Below are 23391 nucleotides of genomic sequence, written 5' to 3'. Positions count from 1 at the left end.
AACTATGCTTGCCGATTTCTGCAGTTCTACCCATATAAGTTGAACTAATAATCTATAACAGAAACGATTCTGTTATGGATATTCCACAAACCAGCTCCGCTTTCGGGTCCGCAGGATGCACGCCAACTGCCCAGGGCTTGCGCCGAACTAACTCGGGCTAAACGCCCGAGTAGAGCACTTTCTTCGTTTCTTCACTCTTGTTGAGTTAAAGAGGAAATTCTTTAGTTAAACTTATGTATAAGTCTAATGTCAGCGATGCCGCATAAAAGGGCATCGCTTTTACGCGCCTAAATAGAAATTCCTATTCGATATCTGAAAATTATGGCATACTATTCAATATAAAGGTTCGAGGTTCGAAACGTTTAGGAGGCATTCCCATGAAAACGGTATTTTCATATGCCAAACCATATAAGTTTTACATCGTCATTGCATTGATTTTAATGCTTCTGGAATTGGTGGTCGAGTTGCTGCAGCCACTTGTTATCGCCAGCATCATTGATAAGGGGATTGTCGCAAGAGATCAAGATGTCATTATCCAATTGGGCATCGTGCTGATGGCGCTATCCGTCATCGCATTTGCTTCTGGAATCGTCAATTCGTATTTTGCCGCGCATGCTTCGCAAAGCTTCTCGTTCGATCTTCGTTTGGCCGTATACGGAAGGATCCAATCTTTTTCATTGGCAATGTTCAACAAATTCCCGGCTTCCGGGTTGATCACACGGTTGACAAGTGATGTCAACATGGTCCAGCAGGTCCTCTACATGGGATTGCGGATCATGCTGCGGGCTCCTCTTCTCGTAGTGGGAAGCATGATTATGGCGTTCGTCGTCAATCCGAAATTGGCCTTCTATTTGGTGATTGTTTTTCCATTTCTGCTGATTTTTCTGTACGTCATGATCAAAAAAGGCGTCAGTTATTTTGGTTTTGTCCAAAAGCGCTTGGACCGCGTCAACCGCATCGTCCAGGAAAACCTGCAGGCAGTGCGCCTAGTCAAAGCATACTTGCGCGGGAAGTACGAAGCCAACCGTTTTTCTGAAGTGGCGGGTGCCCTGAAGGTTGATACAGTAAAAGCCTTTAGGATCATGGAAATCATTTTGCCGATTTTGTTATTCGGGATGAATCTGTCCTTATTGGCTGTTTTATGGTTCGGCGCATTTGAAATCCGCAGCGGCGGAGCCCAAATCGGTGAATTGGTCGCCATCATCAACTATGCGATGCGTATGACCGGCGCTTTCACAATGTTCTCCTTCATCATCATGATTTTCGCCCGTGCGAAAGCTTCTTCAGAACGGATTGAAGAAGTGTTGTTGGCAGAAGATGTCCGTGAAAAAGACGGGATTGGGGAGGTCAATGCCGTCCGTCGAGGAGAAGTGCGGTTTGATAATGTATCGTTCACGTATCCCGAAACCTCTCGCCCTGTTCTGCAAAATGTTTCCTTTCATTTGAAGGCCAATGAAAAGATGGCAATTATGGGAGCGACGGGGTCTGGAAAATCTTCCTTGCTGCAGCTGCTTCCACGTTTTTATGATGCGACCGAGGGAACTGTATCGGTGCACGGCAGGGATGTCACAGACTGGTCGCTGCGCGAACTGCGCAAAACGATTGGCATCGTGCCGCAGCAATCGCTTCTTTTTACCGGAACGATTTCCAATAATCTATCCTGGGGAAAAGATGAAGTGATGCAGGAGGAACTGGCTGATGCCGCTGTCAAAGCGCAGATCCACGAAACGGTGGAACGCTTCCCGAAAGGCTATTTTACCCGCGTTGGGCAAAAAGGCGTCAATCTATCCGGTGGCCAAAAACAGCGTCTGTCAATTGCGCGTGCTTTGGTGCGCAAATCGTCAATTTTGATTTTGGATGACAGCACAAGTGCTCTCGATGTCAAAACCGAAGCGGCCTTGTGGGAAGAATTGGACCGGGAAGCAGCGACGATGCTCGTGGTGACACAAAAAATCCGGACCGCGATGAAGACCGACCGCATCCTGTTGCTGGAAAATGGCAGCGTCTCGGCTTACGGAACCCATGAACAGCTCATGAAGAGCTCGGAACTGTACCGCCAGATTGCGATGTCCCAACAGGAAGAGGAGGTTGATGAATATGTTTGATGCCATTCGCCGCCCTTTCGGCCATGAACCGATTTTGACGAAGGAAGATTTGAGCAAAAAGAAAAAGAAGAAGTCTGAGCGTGCCGAAAACTGGAAGTCGACCCTTCTCAAAGTTTGGAAGCTGGTGGACGAACAGCGCTTTCTGCTGATCGTGGTATTGGCGCTGGTGTTTGTCAGCTCGGCTTTAGCGCTGCTTGGGCCTTATTTAATCGGCTTCATCATTGATGAGTACATTGTTCCGCAGAGCTTTAACGGGATGGGGACGGTCGTGCTATGGCTGGTTTTGGTCTACATCGGCCATTCCGTTTCCTTGTACCTGCAGAATTTCTGGATGGTGGGAATTGCCCAGCAAGTGATTTTCCGCATGCGGACACGTCTTTTTTCACATCTCCAGCGATTGCCGGTAACTTTTTTCGACAAGCGGCAGCATGGGGAATTGATGAGCCGGATGACCAATGATATAGAAAACGTTTCTTCAACATTAAACACCTCGTTCATTCAAGTGTTTTCCAGTATCCTGACTTTGACCGGTACGGCTGTTGTCATGCTGACACTCAGCCCGTTATTGACCTTATTGACCTTGATCATTATTCCGCTCATGTACATTTCGATTCAATGGATCACTAAACGCACCGGCCGTCTCTATAAAGAGCAGCAAAAAGCGATTGGGGAATTGAACGGCATGATCGAAGAAACGATTTCCGGCCAGAAAATCGTCAAGGCGTTTTCACAAGAACCCCGTGTCATGGAAGAATTCCGTGAAAGGAGCGAGCGGCTTCGCCATGCAGGATTCTGGGCATGGACCTATGCCGGATTTATTCCGAAAGTGATGAACTTCCTGAATAACGGAAGCTTTGCGATTGTTGCAGGGGTTGGCGGAATACTGGCGCTGAACGGCTCTGTATCGATCGGCGTCATTGTCATTTTCACTGAGTATTCCCGCCAATTTACGCGTCCATTAAACGATTTGGCCAATCAGTTTAATACAGTCCTATCGGCAATAGCCGGAGCTGAGCGGGTTTTCTCAATTATGGACGAGCCGGAGGAAAAAGACGACGAGGTCTTCAATTTGGAAAAGAAATTGGAAGGCGAAGTGGTCTTCGACCGAGTTTCCTTTAAATACGAAGGGGCAGAAGAAGACTGGACCATTCGCGACGTCAGCTTTTCCGTCGGCATCGGGCAAACCACCGCGCTGGTTGGAGCGACTGGGGCAGGAAAAACGACCATCATGCAATTGTTGGCGCGTTTCTACGATGCCAATGAAGGCGAGATCCGTCTGGACGGCACACCGATTGCCGCCATGCCGCGGGAAACTTTGCGCAAACAAATCGCTTTCGTGCTGCAGGACCCTTTCTTGTTCGAAGCGACGGTCAGCGACAACATCCGCTATGGCAAATTGGACGCAACGGATGAAGAAGTAGTGAATGCGGCAAAAGGGGCCAACGCACATGACTTTATCGAAAAGCTGCCAGATGGCTACGACACCATCCTGACGGGCGACGGTTCAATGATCAGCCAGGGGCAGAAGCAATTGCTGTCGATCGCCCGCGCGCTGATTGCTGATCCGGTCATTCTGCTTTTGGATGAGGCGACGAGCAGCATCGACACCGTCACCGAATTAAAGATACAAGATGCCTTGGAACGGCTCATGGCGGGCCGGACCAGCTTTGTTATCGCCCACCGCTTGAATACGGTGCGAAAAGCCGACTTGGTTTTGGTTATGGAGATGGGGAGATTGGTCGAGTCAGGCACACAGCAGCAGTTGTTGAATGGAAACGGCATTTACGCCAATATGTTGGCAGATGCGAAATTATAAAGACGAATTTCTTCCCAGTGTGGTGCTCTATGAACACTGACCGTTATAGAGCAATAAAAAAGGCCTGCTCCGGCAAATGCGGAGCAGGCTTTTATCTGTTTAGCTAATACCGATTTTTGCTGCTCTATGATAGGATGAAATACAGAGAAGCTTTATAGAATGGGAGCTAATTCCATAAACCGCTTTAGCGGAAAGAGTGTCGATAGGAGGTCGCAGAATGGATTTATCGCTATCAATCATTTCATTTCCAGTAGATGAACAAACCGCCAGTGACATGGCACAATTGCTGGAAGAATTGCCGGTTGAACAGAGAACGGTCCTTCATCCTTCTTTGTGGAGAGCAGATGAGTCAAGAGGCTTTGCTGTAATTGCCTATACCGATCAGGAAGAATTGATCGGCTTTGCTGCAGCAGCAGATATGGTGGGGCTGCATCATTATGAATGGTCGCTGTTCGTCCATCCGGATTACCGGAAACTTTCGCTTGGTACAGCTCTGGCAGATGGTGTTTCCCATGCCTTGGCTCAGCGCCAGGCGGAAAGCAGATTGGCAGCTTTCGTCGATGACGTTGAAATCGCTGTGTTTATGAAAAGCATCGGATACCAGCCCGATTTCAACGAAATCTTGCTTTCCGCGGAGCCGCTCCGGAATAGTGCCTTGCCTGAAGGGGTAAAGGCTGTTCAGTACGCAGGACAAGCGGAAGAGCTGAGAGCTTTACTGGCCGCAGCATTTGATGACACCGTGTTGCCGATTTTGGAGCATAACATGGTGGATCCGGACAGGGAGATTTGGCTGTTGCAGAAAGATCAACAGCTAGTTGCGACTGTAACGCTTGTGACGGAAGAAAACGCCTTATGGGTGACGGCGTTTGCGGTCCATCCGGATCAGCAAGGCCACGGTTATGGCAAGATGTTTTTGAAATGGTGCCGGGATTTGGCGTTTCAGCGAGGTCTGTCAGAAGTTCTGCTGGATGTCGAAACGGACAATAGAGCGCTGCATGTTTACGAGAAATCAGGATTCCGCCGGATACAAAGCATCTCCTACTGGAAACCTGGTAGGGTGCAATAAAAAAAGAAAAGCCATCCGCATAGGCGAATGGCTTTTGGCGACAGTGACCGGCTGATTTTTTTTAGTTGACTCATTACATCAGTTGCGGGTTTGTTTGTATTCTTTTTCTGTGCCGTCAGGGTACTTGACTTCGATTTCAATTTCAGTAAAATCATCTTCAATTCCGAAGGCAGCAATAACTTGTGCAATGGCGTCATCATCGGCTGTATCTGGTGTCAGCTCCAATTGGCTGAGCCCTGGTTCAATTTCATCCATAGCATCATTTCCTGACAAATCTGTTTCCGTCATCTTGTTTTTATATTCGGCTTCAATTTCGTCACGGTCTTCTTCGTAGTTGATTTCAATCATGTCGTCCATATCTGGGAAATCGGCATTGACTTCAAATTCAGTAAAACCAAATGTTTCGCTGGCTTCAGGAGAGGTGTTTTCTGTGCCTTCTGAGTCGGTAGGCTGTTCCTGGCCGTCGTTGTTCACCGGTTCCGTTACCTGCTCATCGTCGCCACAGGCAGCAAGAAGAAGGACTGACGAAAAAAGCAGAGGAGCTAATGTATTTCTTTTATTGAAAATCATCTGATTCACTCCTTTCAGGTAGCTTATGCTTAGTATTAAGCACGTACCCGGTATTTAAGGAGCTTAATCAATCCTTTACAGAATAGCCATCAACCGAGAGCAGCAGAGCCAAAGCCGAGAACGAACGGAGCGACTTTGATGAACAATTACGAAAATGGGCAGAATATTGCCGCAGCAACCGAAAAGAATATCCGTACAGATTTTAAGGAAAGCATGACTTATGGTGACTATCTTCATCTGGACAAGCTATTGACGGCTCAGGACGGGGTCAGTGGCCATCATGATGAAACTTTGTTCATCATCATCCACCAAGTATCAGAGCTGTGGATGAAGCTGATTTTGCACGAACTGCGGGCGGCAATCGATAATATCCATAAAGACGACCTGCAGCCGGCGTTCAAGCAATTGGCACGGGTATCGCGGATTCAATCCCAGATTATCCAGGGCTGGGATGTGCTGTCGACATTGACGCCTGCCGAATACATGGAATTTCGCGATGACTTGGGACATGCCAGCGGATTTCAGTCCTACCAGTACCGCATGATTGAGTTCGCACTTGGTTATAAAACCAAGCACGTACTGAAAGTCTATGAAAAAGATGAGGCTCTTCATGTTCAGTTGGAACAAGCGTTCAACGCCCCTGGACTTTATGATGCAGCGATTCAAAAACTGGCGAGAAGCGGTTTTGCCATCGACGACGAAGTGCTGCAGCGCGATGTCAGCATGGTCTACGAGTCCAATGAAAGCGTGCGCGACGCCTGGAAGACGGTTTATCGCGATGTGGATACGCATTGGGAGCTGTACCAGCTGGCAGAGAAGCTTGTGGACATCGAAGACTGGCTTCAGCAATGGCGCTTCCGCCATATGAAGACAGTAGAGCGCGTCATCGGATTCAAGCAGGGAACGGGTGGCTCATCAGGAGTCAATTATTTGAAGAAAGTTCTTGATCAATACTTTTTCCCGGAACTATGGGAAATACGGACAGATATTTAGGAGGGGTTTTGTGAAGATTTACGCGCATAGAGGTTGCTCTGGCGACTATCCAGAGAACACCATAGCGGCTTTTCGTGCAGCAGCCCAGCTGCCGATTACGGGTGTCGAGATTGATGTGCATTTAAGCAAAGACGGTGAGATTGTCGTCATTCACGATGAAAAAGTCAACCGTACCACAAACGGTAGAGGGTATGTGAAAGAGCTGACGTTAAAAGAACTGAAAGAGCTGGATTGCGGTTCCTGGTATTCCGAAGAATGGAGCGGGGAACAGATTCCGACGTTGGATGAAATATTCGATATTTTTGAAGAAACGAACCACAGGCTGAATATTGAATTGAAGAGCGATGTCTTCCCATACGACGGCCTAGTGGATAAAGTAATTGATTTGGCCGCCCGGCGCGGATTTACGGATCGTATACTGATTTCCTCTTTTAATCACGAAGACATTCAGTCTGTTGTGCAAGGAAAGCAAGTGGAAAGCGCCATTCTGACCTTTGAAGTGCTGGTGGATGTCTACGATTATGCACGTGTCATAGGGACTAAGCGGATTCATGTTTCCTTGCCTTCAGCTTTCAGAAGAATGACCACTGATGCGCTGATAAAAGGTGCCATTGTCTATGTCTATACGGTCAACGACCTAAGCTATGCAGAAGAACTGCAGAAAATCGGAGTCCATGGAATCTTTACAGATCATCCCGAAAAGATGCTGGCGCATTTCGGGTAAACAAGTTTCTGTATGAATGAGCTGAATTAAAAGTCAGCTTTTATGAGCGGTGTCTTTTAAATGACGAAAAAGGCCGAATTGGAGAAATCCAATTCGGCCTTTTTCGATTACCATTTTGCGTAATGTTCTTCAATCGAACCCAGAAGCTGGCTGATTTTCAGTTTTTTGCCGTTGGCGTAACGAACATAGCCATTATAATAGCCGAAAAGCTGATGGACTTCCGATTTGACGAGCCGTGCATCTGTTTTGGAGACACGCTCGAAAAAAGGGGAAAAGGTCAACTTGACATCATCAGAGAATTTGCTGTGGACCAGCCAAGGTTTTTTGAAATCCTCCTGGTCATAATGGAACAGCACATCCTCATGGATTTTCGTCATCTTGCCGTTCACAAAAAAAGCATTTTCTGTCATTCCGGTGCCATCGGTCCATTTTCCGCCTAAATTCAAGCCGATCACTTTTCCCAGTGAACGCTGCGAGGCCATGCCCCAATTCCAGAGAGATTCCCGAGGCCAAATGCCGCGCCCGTAATCCAATACAGCAAAGCTGTCCAGGCTTTCAAATTCAAAACGCTGACTGCCGATTTTCACCATGCCGTTGACCGGAAGTGAATTATGTTTTCCGGTGAATTGAAAATTTTGGCGATTCCAAGGAACGACCACGTTCAAGGATTCGTAATCCTCAGGGTGCGAGATAACCAGGATTGCTTCCAGATCCTCTCCGTCAAAGTCTTTGACGCTGACGGTCAAATGTGTCGCATCCTGGCTGAAAATGGACTCAATGGTCATGGAATCACTACGGAAATGGCACGGATCCAATGCGTTTTCGGATAATTTCAAGTGCCGCGTATACGGAACCACAACCGTTTTCTCATAAAAACGCTGCGTCTCATAATTCAGGAAGTAAACGAAACAGACGGTTGCATAATCCAAATGGGAAATGGTTGCCGAAAACAAGATTTCATCTCCAAACACACACCAATAATTCCATTTCTTCTTGCGCATGAAATTACCGCTTAAATTGCTTTCTACCAATGGCTGTTTTGCATACCCAATGGCTTTTGGATTTAATTGGCCTTTTGCATCACAAAGTTTTACGTATTCAGTAAGCTCTCGTTCTACATGTTGCACAAAATCCACCTCACCATCATTCTTCTACTCTTATTGTAGCAGAACTGAGGTGGAATATCTGTTTGCAGCCAGTGGATTCAGGCGAAAAGTCTGAAAATTTAAATGGTTCTGCCGTTCATTAGTCCTGATTCTGTTCTACAAAGCTTCCCGTCGCCATTGGAAAGCGAGAGTGCCTTCACCTGCATGGACAGCAAGCGATGAACTCAAGTCACCGATTAAAATCTCAGCGTCCGGCATCTGTTTCAGCAGTTCCTGTTTCAGGTTCTCGGCTTCATTCAGCACATGGCCATGCATGATCTGGAATCTCCGGACACCATGCTCCTCGTAATCTTTTTTGCCGTGGTTGATCAAATACTGAATGGCTTTTTTGTGTGACCGTACTTTATCGATGGGCTTCAATTCACCTTCGGGGGTAAGCTGGACAATCGGTTTGATCTGCAACAGACTGCCCAGGTAATATTGGGCACCACTCATTCGGCCGCCTTTATAAAGCTGCGACAGGTTGCCGATCAGAATGTAGTTTCGAAAATTCGCGGCTTCCTTTTCAAGGCGCTGGGCAATTTCCTCGGCTTCAATTCCTTGTTCCTGCAGCTTAAGGCCACGCTCGATCAAGCCCGATAAGCCATATGACAGCGCCAACGAATCAATGGCATAAACCTTGAATTCACTCATTTCCGCACCGGCAGTGGAAGAGGCGATTGTTCCGCTGAGTTTTGCAGAAGCGTGGACGGCAATTGCGCATTCGTATTCTTCTTTCAACTTGTCATACAGCTCCGCAAACTTCCCTGCGGAAGGCTGGGATGTTTTCGGGAAATCTGCTGAATCTTTAATGCGCTGATAAAGTTCGTCATTTGTCAAATCCACACCATCATCAATAAATTCCTCGGTGCCAAAATGAATATTCAATGGAACAATATAAACGTCCGGATGTGCTTTAAATTCCTCTGTGACAAATCCCGTCGTATCCATAACCCATGCAATCGGTTTCTTCATATAAAAACCCCTTTTTTTAGAATAATTAGATTACAAAAACTATAACACGTATAATATTTCTGCGGTAGTAATAGCCGGATAAATTGATTTCCTACCCAGAAGATGAGCGGAATCGGGTATTGAACGCTTCTTCGATATCGTCTTTGTGCTTAATCACAATAATAATAATGGCCGCAATCAGCGGCCAGGTGATGAGCCACACCTGAAGGATAACCGACATGGCGATAAAGCCGGCAAAACTGGCAAGCATCGACAAAGTCGCGCTTTTGAACCACGGAAAAAATGTGAAAAATAAGATGAACATCGCCAAAAATAAATCCGGTGTTAAACAAAACGTCACGCCGATAAAAGCCGCGACCCCTTTGCCGCCACGATATTTGAGCCAAAAAGGAAACAAATGGCCAAGGATGACGGCCAATCCTGCTCCCGCTATTTCCCAAATGGGGAAATCAAAAAGAAATCCGAGCCAGACAACGAGCGCCCCTTTGCCGGCGTCACCGAGAAAAGTCAGCAGAAAGGCAGGTTTGCCGAGAATGGCGCCGGCGTTTCTGGCGCCTAGATTGCCGCTGCGCTGCTCCCGCAAATCGATGCCCTTCCATTTGCCGATCCACCAGGCTGTCAGGAAATTACCGATGAAATAGGAAAGTAGCCAATAAACGATCATTAAGTAGCCCCCTAATTTAAAATGAGAACAGAGCAGAAAGGCCTTCCCTGCATACCGGGAAGGCCTTTATAGAAAAACTAGTTTAACGCTGAAGCTTCGAAAAGATAATCGCTGATGACGCGAAGCCCTTTATCGAAGTTCTCCAGATGGAAATGTTCATTCGGTGCATGGAAATTTTCAGATGCAAGCCCAAAGCCCATCAGGACAATCGGCAAGCCGAGGATTTCATCGAATGCGGCAACAATCGGAATCGATCCGCCCATGCGTGTAAAGGCAGTGGGCACACCATAGACCTTTTCGTAGGAACGGCCGGCTGCCTGGATGGCAGGGTGGTCATAAGGAGTCAGGAAGGGTTTGCCTTTATCAAACTCGGAAACCTCCACAGTGACGCCCACTGGCTTGTGGGATTCCACATGCGCTTTCAGTTTCGCTATGATATCGTCCGGGTCCTGATTTGGCACCAGGCGGCATGTGATTTTTGTGCTGGCTTCCGCCGGCAGCACAGTTTTGATGCCTTCTCCTGAAAAGCCGCCGGTGATGCCGTTGACTTCAAGTGTCGGGCGAATCCATGTACGCTCAACAAAAGAAAAGCCCTTCTCGCCGAAGTCTTCTGAAATGCCAATCTCCTGTTTCTCGTGTTCCAGGTCGAACTCAAGTGCCGCAAATTCTGCGCGCTCTTTGTCGGAGACATCGAGTACGTCGTCATAAAAACCTTCCACTTGGATCAAGCCCTCCTGGTCGCGGAACGACTGCAGAATTTCCACAATGGCGTGGAGCGGATTTTGAACAGCGCCGCCGTAAAGCCCGGAATGCAAATCGCCTTTTGGCCCTTTGACATCAATTTGAATGCCGGCAAGTCCGCGAAGGCCGTAGCAGACGGCTGGGCGTCCTGGACCCTGCATGCCAGTATCGGAGATGACAATGACATCGGCTTTCAGTAATTCCTGGTTTTCTTCCACGTATTTCGGAAGGTTCGGGCTGCCGATTTCTTCTTCTCCTTCAATGATGAATTTGATATTGACCGGCAATTCGCCGTTCAGCTTCAAAAGGGCTTCGGCCGCTTTGATGTGCATGAAAACCTGGCCTTTGTCATCACTCGCGCCGCGGGCATAGAGTTTATTGCCGCGAACTTCCGGCTCAAACGGAGCTGATTCCCATAGGTGAAGCGGATCTACCGGCTGAACGTCGTAATGCCCGTAAACCAGTACAGTCGGTTTGCCTTCTGCGTGGAGCCAGTCAGCATAGACGACCGGATGTCCATCGGTCTCATCGATTTTGGCATTTTCCAGGCCCGCACTTTCCAATGCTGTGATCAGCCATTCTGCCCCTTTTTGCATATCCTCTTTATGTTCGGATAAAGAGCTGACAGAAGGGATGCGCAAAAAAGTTTTTAGTTCATCCAGATGTGTTTCCCGGTTGTCTTTAAAGTATTGGTCTACGGCTTGAGCGTTCATCAGGATCCCTCGATTCGTTAAATTGGAGTATGAAAAAATTATAACATACCAGGTTTTGGTTTTCGACAAGTGGAAATTGGCTATGGTATAGTGTTCAGTACGGAAAGAGTTCGTAAAATTATGTGTTTATGACACTGGAGGAAATAAAATTGTTTATAGCATTAGGTATCTTTTTGATGATGTCTTTCTTCTTATCGGGAAGCGAAACGGCATTAACTGCAGTAAATAGGATGAAGGTCCATCTTCGCGCAGAGCAGGGTGACGTCAAAGCACAGAAACTGCAGAAGTTAATTGCGAAGCCGGACCGAATGATTACCACGATCTTAATCGGCAATAATATTGCCAACATCATGCTGCCGACATTGGTAACAACGATTGCCATTACGCGAGGATGGGAAGTCGGAATAGCTACAGCTATCCTAACGCTCGTTCTTATTATTTTCGGAGAAGTGCTGCCAAAAACAATCGCAGCGACGTTCTCTGATAAAGTGGCGTATATCGTGCTTCCTGTCATCAGTTTTTTAGTGGTTATCTTAAAGCCGTTAACCTGGCTGCTGGCGCAGTTTACGAATATTTTCATTCGCATCATTTCAAAAGGTACTGTGAAGGAAGCGACTATGACGAAAGAAGAATTGCGCACGATGGTTGATATTGCATCTACTGAAGGAACTTTTGAAGAAGATGAATCCGACCGCATCAAAGGTGTTCTGGACTTTCCTCATAAAGATGTATCAGATGTCATGTCTACTCACCGAACAGATACGGTGGGGATTGCCATTGACTCAACCTATGAAGAGGTCCGGGATTTAATCCTGGATTCTTCGTATACACGCTATCCGGTATACGAGGAAAGTATGGACAACGTCGTCGGCTTGTTCTATTCAAAAAAACTGATCGAGTGGTCGATGAACCCTAACTTGACGCTGGAAGAGCTGATGGATGACAATCCGCTGTTTGTGGTCCAGTCGGTCAGCGTGGAAAAAGTCTTTAAAATGATGATGGCGAAGAAAAAACATATGGCTGTGATTTTGGATGAATACGGTGGGACGCTTGGAATTGTCACGCACGAAGACATAATCGAAGAAATGATCGGCCAGGATATTGAAGATGAAACCGATGTAGAAGACGACGAACTGGTCTTTCAAATGACAGATACCATATTGTCGTGCCACGGCCGCCTTGAAATTGAAGATGTCAACGACATGTTCAAAGTGGAAGTGCCGAACGACCATGACACCATCGCCGGTTTTGTCATGCAGCAGCTGGGGCATGTGCCGGACGAAGGCGAACAGTTCACATATGAGAATCTTGAAGTTGTGGTCAACGAAATGGACCGCAACCGCATTGTCCGCTTAACAATTACGAAAACGGATAAAGAAAGAGCTTTAACATAGAAAAACCATGTAACCCCTGTCCCCGGACAGGGGTTTTCTCCTTTTATTACACCTTTGTAAGGAGAATGAAAGTAGAAGCGATAGAGTGAAAGGCAAACTTCCGTCAATATGAGGTTATAAGAGAAAGCGAAAGCCAATATGGCTTTGCCGGACAACTAGGACGGACGGGGGCACGATCATGGAAACGCTATACACAGAATACAATCGGTACATCTATCATTTATGTTTAAAACTGACACGCAATAAAGCTGAAGCGGAAGATTTGATGCAGGAAGTTTGGCTGAAAGTCGTACGCTATGAATCTTCGATTGCAGAAGTGGATCATGTGAAGGCATGGCTGACAACAATCTGTATGAATACGTTCCGTGATCGTTACCGCAAAAATGTAAGACGCAGCAAGCATTTGATTCAACAGCCGGAAGGGTTGGATGTATCGCTGCTTGATCTGATTCCTTCTGATTCAGCGGCTCCCGCTGAACTGCTGGAAAAACAGGATGTGTCGGTTATGATCCGCCACAAGATCTCAGAATTGGATGCCATTTACCGTACGACCATCCTTTATTTTTATGTTCATCAATATTCGTTGATTGAAATTGCGGATGCGATGAAAGTATCGATCGGCACGGTTAAATCCCGTTTGTTCCGCGGCAAACAGCGATTAAAAGACATGCTGATGGAAGACGACCGGACGCGTGAATACGTTGTAGCGACTTAAAAAACAACCGGATTTCCGGTTGTTTTTTTTATGGGTAAAATTATAAAGATTTTATTCGCTGACTGGTTATAATGAACAGGAGGGGGGGAAACACATGAAAAAGAGAAAATTTCAGGATTGGAGCAGAAGAAGGCGGATTGTCATAGGCACCGCTGGCATTCTGGCATTCCTGTATATTGTGGTCATCGTCTGGCAGACTTTCAAGCCTTTGCCTGAAGGTATTTCAAGCGCCGGAGACCTCCATACAGTCGAGGACGTCGAAATGATTTATGACTTATCTTATGCACAAGATAAAGAAGGTACGGACACAGAAAGTGAATTGCGGATATTCAATGAAATTTACGATATGATTGATGAAGCGGAAGAATTTATCGTCATCGATCTTTTCCTTTTTGATAATTACAACGATCAGGACATCGATTATCCGGCAATATCGGAAACCTTGACCAATCATTTATTGGATAAAAAAGAAGAAGATCCGGATTTTCCCATCTACTTTATTACCGATCCGCTGAATTTTGGCTACGGTTCCTACGAAAATCAATTCCTGGGCACGCTTGAAGACGAGGGAGTCGAGGTCATCATTACAGACCTGGACAAGCTGCGCGACTCCATGCCGCTTTATTCCGGATTTTACCGCGTGATTTTTCAGTGGTTTGACGCTGGCGGCAGAGGCTGGGTGCCGAACGGAATGTCGAGCGATGCACCTGACTTAACGGTATCCTCTTACTTGAAGATGCTGAACATTAAAGCCAATCACCGAAAAGCCGTCATTACGGAAAATGAGGCAATAATCAGTTCGGCGAATCCCCACAATGCCAGTGGCTTGCATGGCAATATGGCCTTTAAAGTCAGTGGGCCTGTGTTAAATGACATTCTTGAAGCGGAAGAAGCTGTATCCAGATTTTCGGGCGGACCGGACCTTCCCAGAATCGAAGCAGCTGAACAACAGGGAGAGTACCAGGTGCAATACCTGACCGAACGGAAAGTGCTGGATGCTTTGCTGTCAGATATTGAGAAAACGGCAAAAGGCGACACCATCCAATTGGCGATGTTCTACATCTCTGAAAGCAGCGTCGTGAATGCCTTGACGGACGCCGTCAAGCGGGGAGTGGATGTCCGACTGATCCTGGATGCCAACGAAAATGCCTTTGGTACCGAAAAGACAGGTCTGCCGAACCGGCCGGTGGTCCACGAGATGCTGGCAGAGACGGAAGATCGTCTGCAGGTACGCTGGTATAATGCGGTCGTCGGGCAATTCCATACGAAATCCATCATGATCCAAACACCGGATGAAACAGTCATCTCAGGTGGCTCAACCAATTACACGGAGCGGGCGTTCAATGATTACAACATAGAAAGCAATATCCGGATTGTGGCGCCGAACGATAGTGAGTTGACCGGGGACATGGAGACTTATTTTGACCGGCTATGGGACAATGAAGATGCCCTCTACACGCTGGACACCGAAGAATTCCAGGATGATTTCACATTCTGGCAGCGCGGAATCTACGGATTCCAAAAACTGTTTAAATTGACGACTTATTAAAAAATTCTTCACGCGTTCATTCCGCTTCAGGCGGACGCGAGACCGCGGTAAGCTTCGGAAAACCACGGCTTGTTAGATGTTTCTCGACAGCCTAAAAAATGCCTCTTCCGGAAAACTGGAAGAGGCATTTTTTAATTTATTTTTATGATTGTACCGTTTTGCCGGCTGCAATCCATTCTTCAACATCCCAGACCTTCGTTGCCAGGCCTTCGTAGAAGTCGGGTTCGTGGCTTACCAGGACGATGGTGCCTTTATAAGCTTGCATCGCGCGTTTCAGTTCAGCTTTTGCATTGATGTCCAAATGGTTAGTCGGCTCATCGAAAATCAGCCAATTGCTTTCTTCCATCATCAATTTGCAGAGACGGACTTTAGCTTGTTCGCCACCGCTCAGCTGTGTCATCGGACGCGAGATATGTTCGTTCTTCAATCCGGTACGGGCAAGGGCGCCACGTACCTGGCCCTGATCCATACTTGGATAAGCGGCCCAGATTTCATCAAGCGGCGTATGGGTCGGTGCTTTGACTTCCTGTTCGAAATAGCTAGGCGTCAAGTACTCGCCGCGAAGAACATCGCCGTCAAGCGGTTTGATTTTGCCAAGCATGGTTTTCAGCAGGGTCGATTTTCCGACACCGTTCATGCCGACGAGCGCGATTTTTTCGCCGCGTTCAATCATGAAGGTCAATGGCGGCAGGAGCGGTTTTTCGTAGCCGATGGAAAGGGCTTCCGCTTCAACGACGTAACGGCTCGGGCTGCGTGTTTCCTTAAAGGCGAATTGCGGATTTGCCGCAACTTCCGGCTTGTCGATGCGATCCATGCGATCCAGCTGTTTCTGGCGCGACTTGGCACGGCCGGTTGTAGAAGCGCGTGCTTTGTTTTTTGCGATAAAGGTCTCGGTCTTCTTGATCATGTCTTCCTGTCTTTCATAGGCATCCAGATGCTGTTGCTTGCTCAATTCCGCAAGTTCGATGAATTTTTCGTAAGTGGCCGTATAGCGCGTCAGACGTGAAAATTCCAAGTGGAAAATGACGCTGGTGACGCTGCTCATGAATTCCGTATCATGCGAAATCAATAGGAATGCATGCGGATAGTTTTTCAAATAATTGACGAGCCATTGAATATGCTCTTCATCCAGGTAGTTGGTCGGCTCATCCAAAAGCAATACTTTCGGCTTTTCAAGCAGCAGTTTAGCCAGCAACAGCTTTGTACGTTGCCCGCCGGAAAGGGCTTCAACATTGCGTTCAAGTCCGATGGCGTCAAGGCCTAAGCCGCGTGCAATCTCTTCCACTTTGCCGTCCAGGGTGTAAAAATCTCCAGCGTCCAAAGCGTCCTGCGCTTCCGCCATCTGCTCAAGCAGCTCTTCCAGTCGTTCAGGATCGGCATCGCCCATTTGCATGGCGACATCGTTCAATTCCGCTTCTTTCTTATAAAGAGGCAGGAACGCGTCCTGAAGGGTTTCGCGGATTGTGCGTCCGGATTGCAGCTCCGTGTGCTGGTCTAAATAACCATAATGCGTCCGTGGCTGCCATTCAACGCGCCCATCATCGTGGATGATCTTGCCCGTTAAAATATTCATCATCGTCGATTTCCCGACGCCATTGGCTCCGACCAATCCGACATGCTCGCCTTCGACCAATCGGAATGATACATCGTTGAAAAGTGTCCGGTCACCGAACGTGTGGCTTAAATTTTCTACTGTCAATAAACTCATTTAATAAATTCCTCCATTATCATAAAAAAAATCGCGGTTACAGATCCGCGAGTTTTTGGTTTAATTCCGCTAGTTGTAGTTCCATTTTTTCCAAACGCAATTCTGCTTTTTCCACCATGCCGCCGTGTCCAGTCGCTTCAAGCTTTTCGATATCGCCTTGATGGTGGGCATAATTCATCTTAAGTTCAGTAATTGCGTATTCCAATTCCTGCTTGTTCACAAAATCACCCTTAATTTTCTATCATTGTAACACAAAAACACAAAAGTTGAATCTTAAACGATTTTCATTCAATATATAAAACCTGTATAATTCCAAAAAAGAACAAAAGGAAGTGACATGCCATCGACACCTTATTATTCGACTTGATGCTCATTATTTTTCTGGGAGTGCTCTCTCAATGGATTGCTTGGCGTCTTCAGCTTCCTGCCATCGTATTAATGTCGATTGCCGGACTCCTGGTCGGGCCGATTTTGGGGATCATTGACCCTGCTGAAAGTTTTGGAGATCTGTTCAATCCCTTCATTTCATTAGCAGTAGCCATTATCCTCTTTGAAGGCAGCTTGAACTTGAACTTCAAGGAAATCCGCACCTTCGGCAAGCCGATCTTGCGGATTGTCACACTTGGTGCGTTTATCGCCTGGATTGCCGGTTCCCTGGCGGCACATTATATCGCTGGTTTATCGTGGGCGGTGGCATTTGTCATTGGCGGGCTGTTTATCGTGACCGGGCCAACCGTGATCCTGCCGTTGCTTCGGCAGGCAAAATTAAAAACACGTCCGGCTGCCATCCTGAAGTGGGAAGGCATTGTGGTGGATCCGTTCGGTGCATTGCTTGCTTTATTTGCGTTCCAGTTCGTGCTGTTCGCCATTGGCGATGAAACAGCTGCAGCTTTCGGGCTGTTCTTCCTGGCTTCTTTATTTGCAGTAGCACTTGGTGCAGGTGCAGGGGGCTTGATGGGGCTGATGTTCGAGAAAGGGCAGGTGCCCGAATTTCTGAAAGCGCCGATGGTTTTTGGCGTGGTCCTGCTGACCTTTGTCGTGTCGGATATGGTGATGCATGAAACAGGATTGCTGGCAGTTACAGCGATGGGCATGATCATGGCCAATATGAACATCGCCTCAATCAACGACATGCGCCATTTCAAGGAAAATATTTCGGTTCTTCTGATTTCCAGTATTTTCGTCATGCTGACTGCTTCTTTAAGCCTCGGAGTGTTGATTGAAATCTTCAACTGGCAAATCATTTCATTCGTTTTGGCGACGCTGTTCATTGTCCGGCCGCTGTCCATTTGGCTGTCGACGATCGGCACCGACCTGACGATTCAGGAAAAAACACTGGTCGGCTGGATTGCGCCGCGCGGCATCGTGGCCTTGACGGTTTCCGGTTATTTTTCCGGGGTGCTGCTTGATGCGGGCTTCGCGGACGCGGAATTGCTGACCGCTCTAACCTTTGCGCTAGTCTTTTCTACGGTCGTGGCGCACGGCTTCACGATTGGTTGGCTGGGGAGAAAGCTCGGCCTTGCAACATCAGACGATCCGGGCATCATCATTGTTGGGGCCAGCCGGTTCGCGACCAAGCTTGGCGAAACGCTGGCTGATCTCAATAAAAACGTCATGATTGTGGATCCTTCATGGGGCCGTCTGCAGGGAGCACGCCAAGTTGGCTTGACGACTTATGCAGGTGAAATTTTATCAGAGCATACCGACTATGAAGTGGAAATGACGGCATACGAAACGATGATTGTCGCCACTGAAACGGATTCCTATAATGCACTTGTCGTCAATAATTTCGTCCCTGAACTGGGCCGTGCAAATCTCTACCAGACGGCGATCCACGAGGGTGACCCAGCCGATTTCCACTCTTCTTTAAGCGGACGGACTTTGTTTGGGGACAAGTGGAACATCCATGAGCTGGAGATGAAAGCAGAACAAGGCTACACGATACGCAAGACACAATTGACGGAGCAATTCAGTTACGAGGATTTCAAGGAAAAATGGAAGGATGATACGATTCCGCTCTTTGTCCAGCGGCCACAAGGCAAGATTGAGTTTTTCGCTGAAAACAATAAGCTCGAGCCGAAAGCGGGAGACACCGTTATCAGCTTCACTTCACCTACCCGCCAGTCGGACCGGACACAAGAGCGATTGGAAAACAAACGCTTCAAGCTCGCCGCTCAGCCTAAAGAATGAAATCATTCGCTCTTAAGCTTTTCAATGCGTATTGTGAAACAGGGTTTGTTATGATGAAAACAAACGGATCATTGTGGGAGTTGCTTGCAGTGATGCGGATTAGCACATACAACTGACGGGTATCTTACGCATTTTGAGGAGGACATAGGATTATGAAGATTTTATTAGTAGACGGAACGATTCTCGGGAGCAAGACCGGCGCTATCTTGGAGCAGGTGCAGATCTATATTAAAGAATTCGCTCCTGAAATGGAATTGAAGATTTTAAAGCTGGTCGATTACGACCACCAGTTTGTCGATGGCCGGCCGCTTGATGAATACAACGACAGCATGCAGGAAATCGTTCGCCGCTTTGAAGACGCAGATGGCTACATCATCGCGTCGCCGATTTTCCAGGGGTCGATCCCAGGAGTCCTGAAAAACACCTTTGATATGCTGCATCCACGCACAATGCGCTACAAGCCGGTATCGATCGTGGCGAACGGCGGCACTTATCAGCATCACCTGGTCATCGAAAACCAGCTCAAGCCGATTCTCGATTACTTCCGCTGCCTGGTGACGCCGAACTACGTCTACACACACACCAGCCATTTCGACAAAGCAAACACCATCATCAACGAAGACGTCCACAACCGCCTGCGCGAGCTGGCACGCGTCTTTGTGCAATATGCCGAGATGAGCAAGCATTTGTCGAAGGAAACGCTGGATAATCCATGATTGATTGTGAAAAAAACCTCCCTGTGTGGGAGGTTTTTTTGGTTTTTATTTGAATAAAAAATTTTTTTATTCCATAAAGAGAGCTTACTTTCCATTTGGGCGAAAATACTTTCTGTTAGAGGGCAAATACTTTCCGTAAAGGGAAAAATACTTTCCACTAGGTCCTAATTACTTTCTGCACCTCCAATAAGTTCAGGAATGGAATAAATTCGATCTTTATAGCTGCCGCTAAAAGGCATATTCGTAGATTTCAACAGCTTGGAGGCGGTAGTAGAAGAATGGATTCCAGTAAAATCACGAAATTCCCGGTTGCTGATGGTCGTTTTCACCAAAGTCCGGTACTGAGCCAGCGCGGTCAAGTGAGCGATCGGATCTCGATGGGCACAAGTTTCGCAACGCCAGTTTCCACGGCGATACTTCAATGGAAGTACAGAGCAGCAAGGACACAATATCCCTTTCATAAATGAAGATGAAAGACCCAAAGGCGCAAGCGGTTTTATTGAGCAGAGCTCCAGCAATTTATGGGCCAGCGATTCCGTTTTCTTCTTGGATAGAATCTCTAGGGGATGCTTCTCCAGCAGTTGCTCCATTAAATGGGGCATGCCGGATGCCTGAATCATGATGCGGTTTCCAGCGCGTGACTGGACGACAGATGAAGGGTACGTGAAGACAATGGCGCCGATGACTGGCAGTTTTATCCGCTGATCGGATAAAAAGCGTTCCATCCATTTTTCGTGGCGGCGCAATTGGTCATCCGGATTGTTCATGCCATCGATGCTGCCGTCTTTATTGGTGCGGGAAAATTGCCGCAGTTGAGGGTCGAAATTGAGCAGACCGGAAATGCTTTTGATTTCCAGTGCCAGTACAAAGCGGCTGGTGATCAGGATGCTGTCGATCTGGTGGGAAGAATTTTCTTTTTGAATGAATAAGTCGTGGATAAAGTAATGCGGCAAAGGGAGATCGATTTCGTGCCAAAGGGAGTCGACGCGCAGTTCGCCGTGATAGCCGGCGGTGATGCGGCGGAGTTTTTCGGTCCAGTAGAGATATTGGGGATGGACAGTTGGGGTGCGTTGGATCAGACTTTCAAGTTGGAAGATTTCTGATGGCTTGTTGCGGTTTTTTAAAATCAATGGACCCTCTCCTTTTTATAAATCTGCTCCCAATATAGCGCAAATTCATGGCGGCAGCAATACTATTTCGCGACATCTGGAAGAAATTTGGAAATGTTTTCTGTTTTGGCCAATATACTTTCCAAAAGCCTATAAATACTTTCCAATAAGATGAATTTACTTTCCATTGGACGCTAAATACTTTCCAATCCACAAAAACCCCTCCAAAAAGCCAGCATCCGCAGAAAATGTTACAATAATCACATCAGAAATGAGGGTGAATCCAAATGAAATCAGTAGTTTTAGCAGAAAAGCCATCCGTGGCGCGCGATATTGCGCGTGTTCTTGGATGCGAACAAAAAGGCAACGGGTACTTGGAAGGCAAGCAGTATATCGTCACGTGGGCGCTTGGCCATTTGGTGACACATGCGCAGCCGGAGCAATACGACAACGACTTTAAGGAATGGAAGATGGACACGCTGCCGATCATTCCAAAGCCGTTCAAGCTGGTGCCGATCAAGCAGTCGATGAAGCAGTTTAATGCCGTCAAATCGCAGCTGCAGCGCGGCGATGTCAACGAAGTCATCATCGCGACAGACGCCGGGCGCGAAGGCGAACTGGTGGCACGCTGGATTCTGGAGAAGACGAATACGCGCAAGCCAGTAAAGCGGCTGTGGATTTCGTCGGTGACCGACAAAGCAATCAAAGACGGCTTCCAAAACTTGAAAGACGGCCGCGCTTACGAGAATCTATACGAAGCAGCTGTGGCACGCGCGGAAGCGGATTGGGTCGTCGGCATCAACGCGACACGCGCCTTGACCGTCAAATACAATGCGCAATTGTCGACTGGCCGCGTGCAGACGCCGACGCTTGCGATGATTGCCGAACGTGAACAGCAGATCCGCAATTTCCAGCCCAAACCGTATTATGGCATGCAGGCGATTACTGACAAGGCTGCATTTACCTGGACGGATGGCAACTCGACGCAATCCTTCGACAAGGATAAAGTTGACAGCCTCTTCACGAAACTCCAGAACACGCATGAAGGTACGGTGACAGACATCAAAATCACGCCGAAACGGCAGCCGGCACCGCCTTTGTTCGACTTGACCGAACTGCAGAAAGAAGCGTACAAGCGCTATAGCTGGTCGGCGAAAGAGACGCTCAACACGCTGCAGAACCTGTACGAGCGCTACAAAATCGTCACCTATCCGCGGACCGACTCCAAGCATTTGACGAGTGACATGCGCGATACGTTGAAAGACCGCGTCAAAGCCGTGCAGATGGGACCTTACCGCAGCCTGGCCGCGATGATCCTGAAAAATCCGGTGGCACCGCAAAAAGGGGTCATTGACGACGCCAAGGTTTCCGATCACCACGCCATCATTCCGACAGAGGAAACGCCGCCGCTGCATGATCTGTCCGACAAAGAAATCAAACTATACGACATGATCGTCAAGCGGTTCCTCGCGGTGTTCTACCCGCAGTATGAATACGACCAAACGACCGTCAAACTGACTGCCGGTGGAGAAACTTTCCAGGCAAAAGGCAATACGATCCGCAATGAAGGCTGGAAACGCATTTACAAAGATGAAGACAACGACAACGATACGACGCTGCCGCCGTTTGAAAATGGCCAAGGGCTGACGATCAAAGGCATCGCCCTGACTGACGGCAAAACGAAGCCGCCTGCTTTCTTCAATGAAGGAACGCTGCTGGGCGCCATGGAAAATCCGGCGCAGTTCATGAGCGGCGAATCGAAAGAACTGATCCAGACACTCGGCGAGACGGGTGGCCTTGGAACGGTTGCAACACGTGCCGACGTCATTGATAAATTGTTCAATACGTTCCTGATTGAGAAAAAAGGCAAGGACTTGACGATTACATCAAAAGGCCGCCAATTGCTGGAGCTTGTTCCGGAAGACTTAAAGTCGCCGAAACTGACAGCCGATTGGGAGCAGCAATTGACCAAAATTGCCAAAGGACAACTGAAAAAAGAAGAATTTATAAAAGAAATGATTGTTTTTGCTGAGAAATCGGTATCGGACATCAAAAAGAGCGATAAGAAATTCAAGCACGACAACATCACCGGAAAAATGTGCCCGGATTGCGGCAAGCCGCTCCTTGAAGTCAACGGCAAGCGCGGCAAAATGAATGTCTGCCAGGACCGCGACTGCGGCTACAAAAAGAATGTGGCAATGCAGACCAACGCGCGCTGCCCGAACTGCCATAAAAAGTTGGAGATGCAGGGCGAAGGGGACGGCAAGATTTTCGTCTGCAAATGCGGGCACCGGGAGAAACTGTCGGCCTTTGAAAAACGCAAAAAATCCGGCCAGTCCAAAGCCAATAAAAAGGACGTCAATAAATACTTGAATCAGCAGGATGAAGCACCGCAGAACAGTGCGATGGCCGATGCGCTGAAAAAATTAATGGGACAAACCGAATAGAATCCCGACGCTCTGAATGGTATGCAGTGAAAAAAGAGTTTCGAGGCAAGG

The 23391-nt window shown here is 47.7% G+C and carries 20 protein-coding genes; 11 read left to right on the top strand and 9 right to left on the bottom strand.

What is annotated here, in order from left to right; translation table 11 throughout:
- Positions 1-377 precede the first annotated feature (377 nt).
- From J7I83_RS01605 to J7I83_RS01595, 3 genes are all read left to right on the top strand, one after another.
- Positions 378-2105: an ABC transporter ATP-binding protein gene (locus J7I83_RS01605; protein WP_215098938.1), complete on the top strand. Its 1728-nt coding sequence runs from the start codon at positions 378-380 to the stop codon at positions 2103-2105.
- Entirely contained in the window at positions 2098-3921 is a 1824-nt protein-coding gene (locus tag J7I83_RS01600) for an ABC transporter ATP-binding protein (protein WP_215098937.1), read from the top strand. The genes J7I83_RS01605 and J7I83_RS01600 overlap by 8 nt, the downstream gene beginning before the upstream one ends.
- A gap of 217 nt (positions 3922-4138) precedes the next feature.
- Positions 4139-4987 carry a GNAT family N-acetyltransferase gene (locus tag J7I83_RS01595; protein ID WP_215098936.1) on the top strand — a complete coding sequence of 283 codons (849 nt, stop codon included), beginning with the start codon at positions 4139-4141 and terminating at the stop codon, positions 4985-4987.
- Positions 4988-5065: 78 nt separating this feature from the next.
- Here J7I83_RS01595 and J7I83_RS01590 read toward each other — a convergent pair whose 3' ends face one another.
- Positions 5066-5557: a YusW family protein gene (locus J7I83_RS01590; protein ID WP_215098935.1), complete on the bottom strand. Its 492-nt coding sequence runs from the start codon at positions 5555-5557 to the stop codon at positions 5066-5068.
- Positions 5558-5695: 138 nt separating this feature from the next.
- On the opposite strand from J7I83_RS01590, the gene kynA reads away from it, so the two are divergent.
- Together kynA and J7I83_RS01580 are read left to right on the top strand one after the other, a co-directional pair.
- Positions 5696-6550, top strand: a complete 855-nt coding sequence (gene kynA, locus J7I83_RS01585) for a tryptophan 2,3-dioxygenase (RefSeq protein ID WP_215098934.1) — start codon at positions 5696-5698, stop codon at positions 6548-6550.
- A 10-nt stretch (positions 6551-6560) separates the two neighbouring features.
- Positions 6561-7274, top strand: a complete 714-nt coding sequence (locus tag J7I83_RS01580; protein WP_215098933.1) for a glycerophosphodiester phosphodiesterase family protein — start codon at positions 6561-6563, stop codon at positions 7272-7274.
- A gap of 107 nt (positions 7275-7381) precedes the next feature.
- Here J7I83_RS01580 and J7I83_RS01575 read toward each other — a convergent pair whose 3' ends face one another.
- The 4 genes from J7I83_RS01575 to J7I83_RS01560 form a co-directional block, all read right to left on the bottom strand.
- Positions 7382-8401 carry a DUF2804 domain-containing protein gene (locus J7I83_RS01575; RefSeq protein ID WP_215098932.1) on the bottom strand — a complete coding sequence of 340 codons (1020 nt, stop codon included), beginning with the start codon at positions 8399-8401 and terminating at the stop codon, positions 7382-7384.
- A gap of 135 nt (positions 8402-8536) precedes the next feature.
- Positions 8537-9394: a DegV family protein gene (locus J7I83_RS01570; RefSeq protein WP_215098931.1), complete on the bottom strand. Its 858-nt coding sequence runs from the start codon at positions 9392-9394 to the stop codon at positions 8537-8539.
- Between the two features lie 91 nt (positions 9395-9485).
- Positions 9486-10058 carry a glycerol-3-phosphate acyltransferase gene (locus J7I83_RS01565; RefSeq protein WP_215098930.1) on the bottom strand — a complete coding sequence of 191 codons (573 nt, stop codon included), beginning with the start codon at positions 10056-10058 and terminating at the stop codon, positions 9486-9488.
- Positions 10059-10135: 77 nt separating this feature from the next.
- The gene (locus J7I83_RS01560) at positions 10136-11512 is read right to left on the bottom strand and encodes a dipeptidase (protein ID WP_483313403.1); all 1377 of its coding nucleotides are present in this window, start codon (positions 11510-11512) and stop codon (positions 10136-10138) included.
- 149 nt (positions 11513-11661) lie between these two features.
- Here J7I83_RS01560 and J7I83_RS01555 point away from each other — a divergent pair, with 149 nt between their 5' ends.
- The 3 genes from J7I83_RS01555 to J7I83_RS01545 all read left to right on the top strand — a co-directional run bounded on the left by J7I83_RS01555 (position 11662) and on the right by J7I83_RS01545 (position 15170).
- Positions 11662-12906 (top strand): CNNM domain-containing protein, encoded by a 1245-nt coding sequence (locus J7I83_RS01555; RefSeq protein ID WP_215098929.1) that lies wholly within the window; start codon positions 11662-11664, stop codon positions 12904-12906.
- Positions 12907-13084: 178 nt separating this feature from the next.
- The gene (locus J7I83_RS01550) at positions 13085-13621 is read left to right on the top strand and encodes an RNA polymerase sigma factor (RefSeq protein WP_215098928.1); all 537 of its coding nucleotides are present in this window, start codon (positions 13085-13087) and stop codon (positions 13619-13621) included.
- Positions 13622-13715: 94 nt separating this feature from the next.
- Positions 13716-15170 (top strand): phospholipase D family protein, encoded by a 1455-nt coding sequence (locus J7I83_RS01545; RefSeq protein WP_215098927.1) that lies wholly within the window; start codon positions 13716-13718, stop codon positions 15168-15170.
- Between the two features lie 142 nt (positions 15171-15312).
- Here J7I83_RS01545 and J7I83_RS01540 read toward each other — a convergent pair whose 3' ends face one another.
- Together J7I83_RS01540 and J7I83_RS01535 are read right to left on the bottom strand one after the other, a co-directional pair.
- Entirely contained in the window at positions 15313-16878 is a 1566-nt protein-coding gene (locus tag J7I83_RS01540) for an ABC-F family ATP-binding cassette domain-containing protein (protein ID WP_215098926.1), read from the bottom strand.
- A 37-nt stretch (positions 16879-16915) separates the two neighbouring features.
- The gene (locus tag J7I83_RS01535; RefSeq protein ID WP_215098925.1) at positions 16916-17098 is read right to left on the bottom strand and encodes an SE1832 family protein; all 183 of its coding nucleotides are present in this window, start codon (positions 17096-17098) and stop codon (positions 16916-16918) included.
- A gap of 146 nt (positions 17099-17244) precedes the next feature.
- Between J7I83_RS01535 and J7I83_RS01530 the strand changes: the two genes are divergently transcribed.
- Positions 17245-19068 carry a cation:proton antiporter gene (locus tag J7I83_RS01530; RefSeq protein WP_215098924.1) on the top strand — a complete coding sequence of 608 codons (1824 nt, stop codon included), beginning with the start codon at positions 17245-17247 and terminating at the stop codon, positions 19066-19068.
- A 152-nt stretch (positions 19069-19220) separates the two neighbouring features.
- The gene (locus J7I83_RS01525) at positions 19221-19784 is read left to right on the top strand and encodes an NADPH-dependent FMN reductase (protein WP_215098923.1); all 564 of its coding nucleotides are present in this window, start codon (positions 19221-19223) and stop codon (positions 19782-19784) included.
- A 164-nt stretch (positions 19785-19948) separates the two neighbouring features.
- On the opposite strand, the gene J7I83_RS01520 is transcribed toward J7I83_RS01525, so the two are convergent.
- Together J7I83_RS01520 and J7I83_RS01515 are read right to left on the bottom strand one after the other, a co-directional pair.
- Positions 19949-20914, bottom strand: coding sequence for a nuclease-related domain-containing protein (locus J7I83_RS01520; RefSeq protein WP_215098922.1), 966 nt, complete (start codon positions 20912-20914; stop codon positions 19949-19951).
- Positions 20868-21107: a hypothetical protein gene (locus tag J7I83_RS01515; RefSeq protein ID WP_215098921.1), complete on the bottom strand. Its 240-nt coding sequence runs from the start codon at positions 21105-21107 to the stop codon at positions 20868-20870. Before J7I83_RS01515 ends, J7I83_RS01520 begins: the two co-directional genes overlap by 47 nt.
- Before the next feature lie 73 nt (positions 21108-21180).
- On the opposite strand from J7I83_RS01515, the gene J7I83_RS01510 reads away from it, so the two are divergent.
- Positions 21181-23340, top strand: a complete 2160-nt coding sequence (locus J7I83_RS01510; RefSeq protein ID WP_215098920.1) for a DNA topoisomerase III — start codon at positions 21181-21183, stop codon at positions 23338-23340.
- Positions 23341-23391 lie beyond the last annotated feature (51 nt).

The sequence above is a fragment of the Planococcus sp. ISL-110 genome (genome assembly GCF_018613575.1).
Taxonomy (GTDB): domain Bacteria; phylum Bacillota; class Bacilli; order Bacillales_A; family Planococcaceae; genus Planococcus.
This window is presented reverse-complemented; position numbering and strand designations above follow the sequence as displayed.

Excerpts from the sequence above, each read along its gene's own strand:
- J7I83_RS01605 (WP_215098938.1), top strand. The coding sequence starts at position 378 with ATGAAAACGGTATTTTCATATGCCAAACCATATAAGTTTTACATCGTC.
- J7I83_RS01600 (WP_215098937.1), top strand. The coding sequence starts at position 2,098 with ATGTTTGATGCCATTCGCCGCCCTTTCGGCCATGAACCGATTTTGACG.
- J7I83_RS01595 (WP_215098936.1), top strand. The coding sequence starts at position 4,139 with ATGGATTTATCGCTATCAATCATTTCATTTCCAGTAGATGAACAAACC.
- J7I83_RS01590 (WP_215098935.1), bottom strand. The coding sequence starts at position 5,557 with ATGATTTTCAATAAAAGAAATACATTAGCTCCTCTGCTTTTTTCGTCA.
- kynA (WP_215098934.1), top strand. The coding sequence starts at position 5,696 with ATGAACAATTACGAAAATGGGCAGAATATTGCCGCAGCAACCGAAAAG.
- J7I83_RS01570 (WP_215098931.1), bottom strand. The coding sequence starts at position 9,394 with ATGAAGAAACCGATTGCATGGGTTATGGATACGACGGGATTTGTCACA.
- J7I83_RS01565 (WP_215098930.1), bottom strand. The coding sequence starts at position 10,058 with ATGATCGTTTATTGGCTACTTTCCTATTTCATCGGTAATTTCCTGACA.
- J7I83_RS01560 (WP_483313403.1), bottom strand. The coding sequence starts at position 11,512 with ATGAACGCTCAAGCCGTAGACCAATACTTTAAAGACAACCGGGAAACA.
- J7I83_RS01550 (WP_215098928.1), top strand. The coding sequence starts at position 13,085 with ATGGAAACGCTATACACAGAATACAATCGGTACATCTATCATTTATGT.
- J7I83_RS01545 (WP_215098927.1), top strand. The coding sequence starts at position 13,716 with ATGAAAAAGAGAAAATTTCAGGATTGGAGCAGAAGAAGGCGGATTGTC.
- J7I83_RS01540 (WP_215098926.1), bottom strand. The coding sequence starts at position 16,878 with ATGAGTTTATTGACAGTAGAAAATTTAAGCCACACGTTCGGTGACCGG.
- J7I83_RS01530 (WP_215098924.1), top strand. The coding sequence starts at position 17,245 with ATGCTCATTATTTTTCTGGGAGTGCTCTCTCAATGGATTGCTTGGCGT.
- J7I83_RS01525 (WP_215098923.1), top strand. The coding sequence starts at position 19,221 with ATGAAGATTTTATTAGTAGACGGAACGATTCTCGGGAGCAAGACCGGC.
- J7I83_RS01510 (WP_215098920.1), top strand. The coding sequence starts at position 21,181 with ATGAAATCAGTAGTTTTAGCAGAAAAGCCATCCGTGGCGCGCGATATT.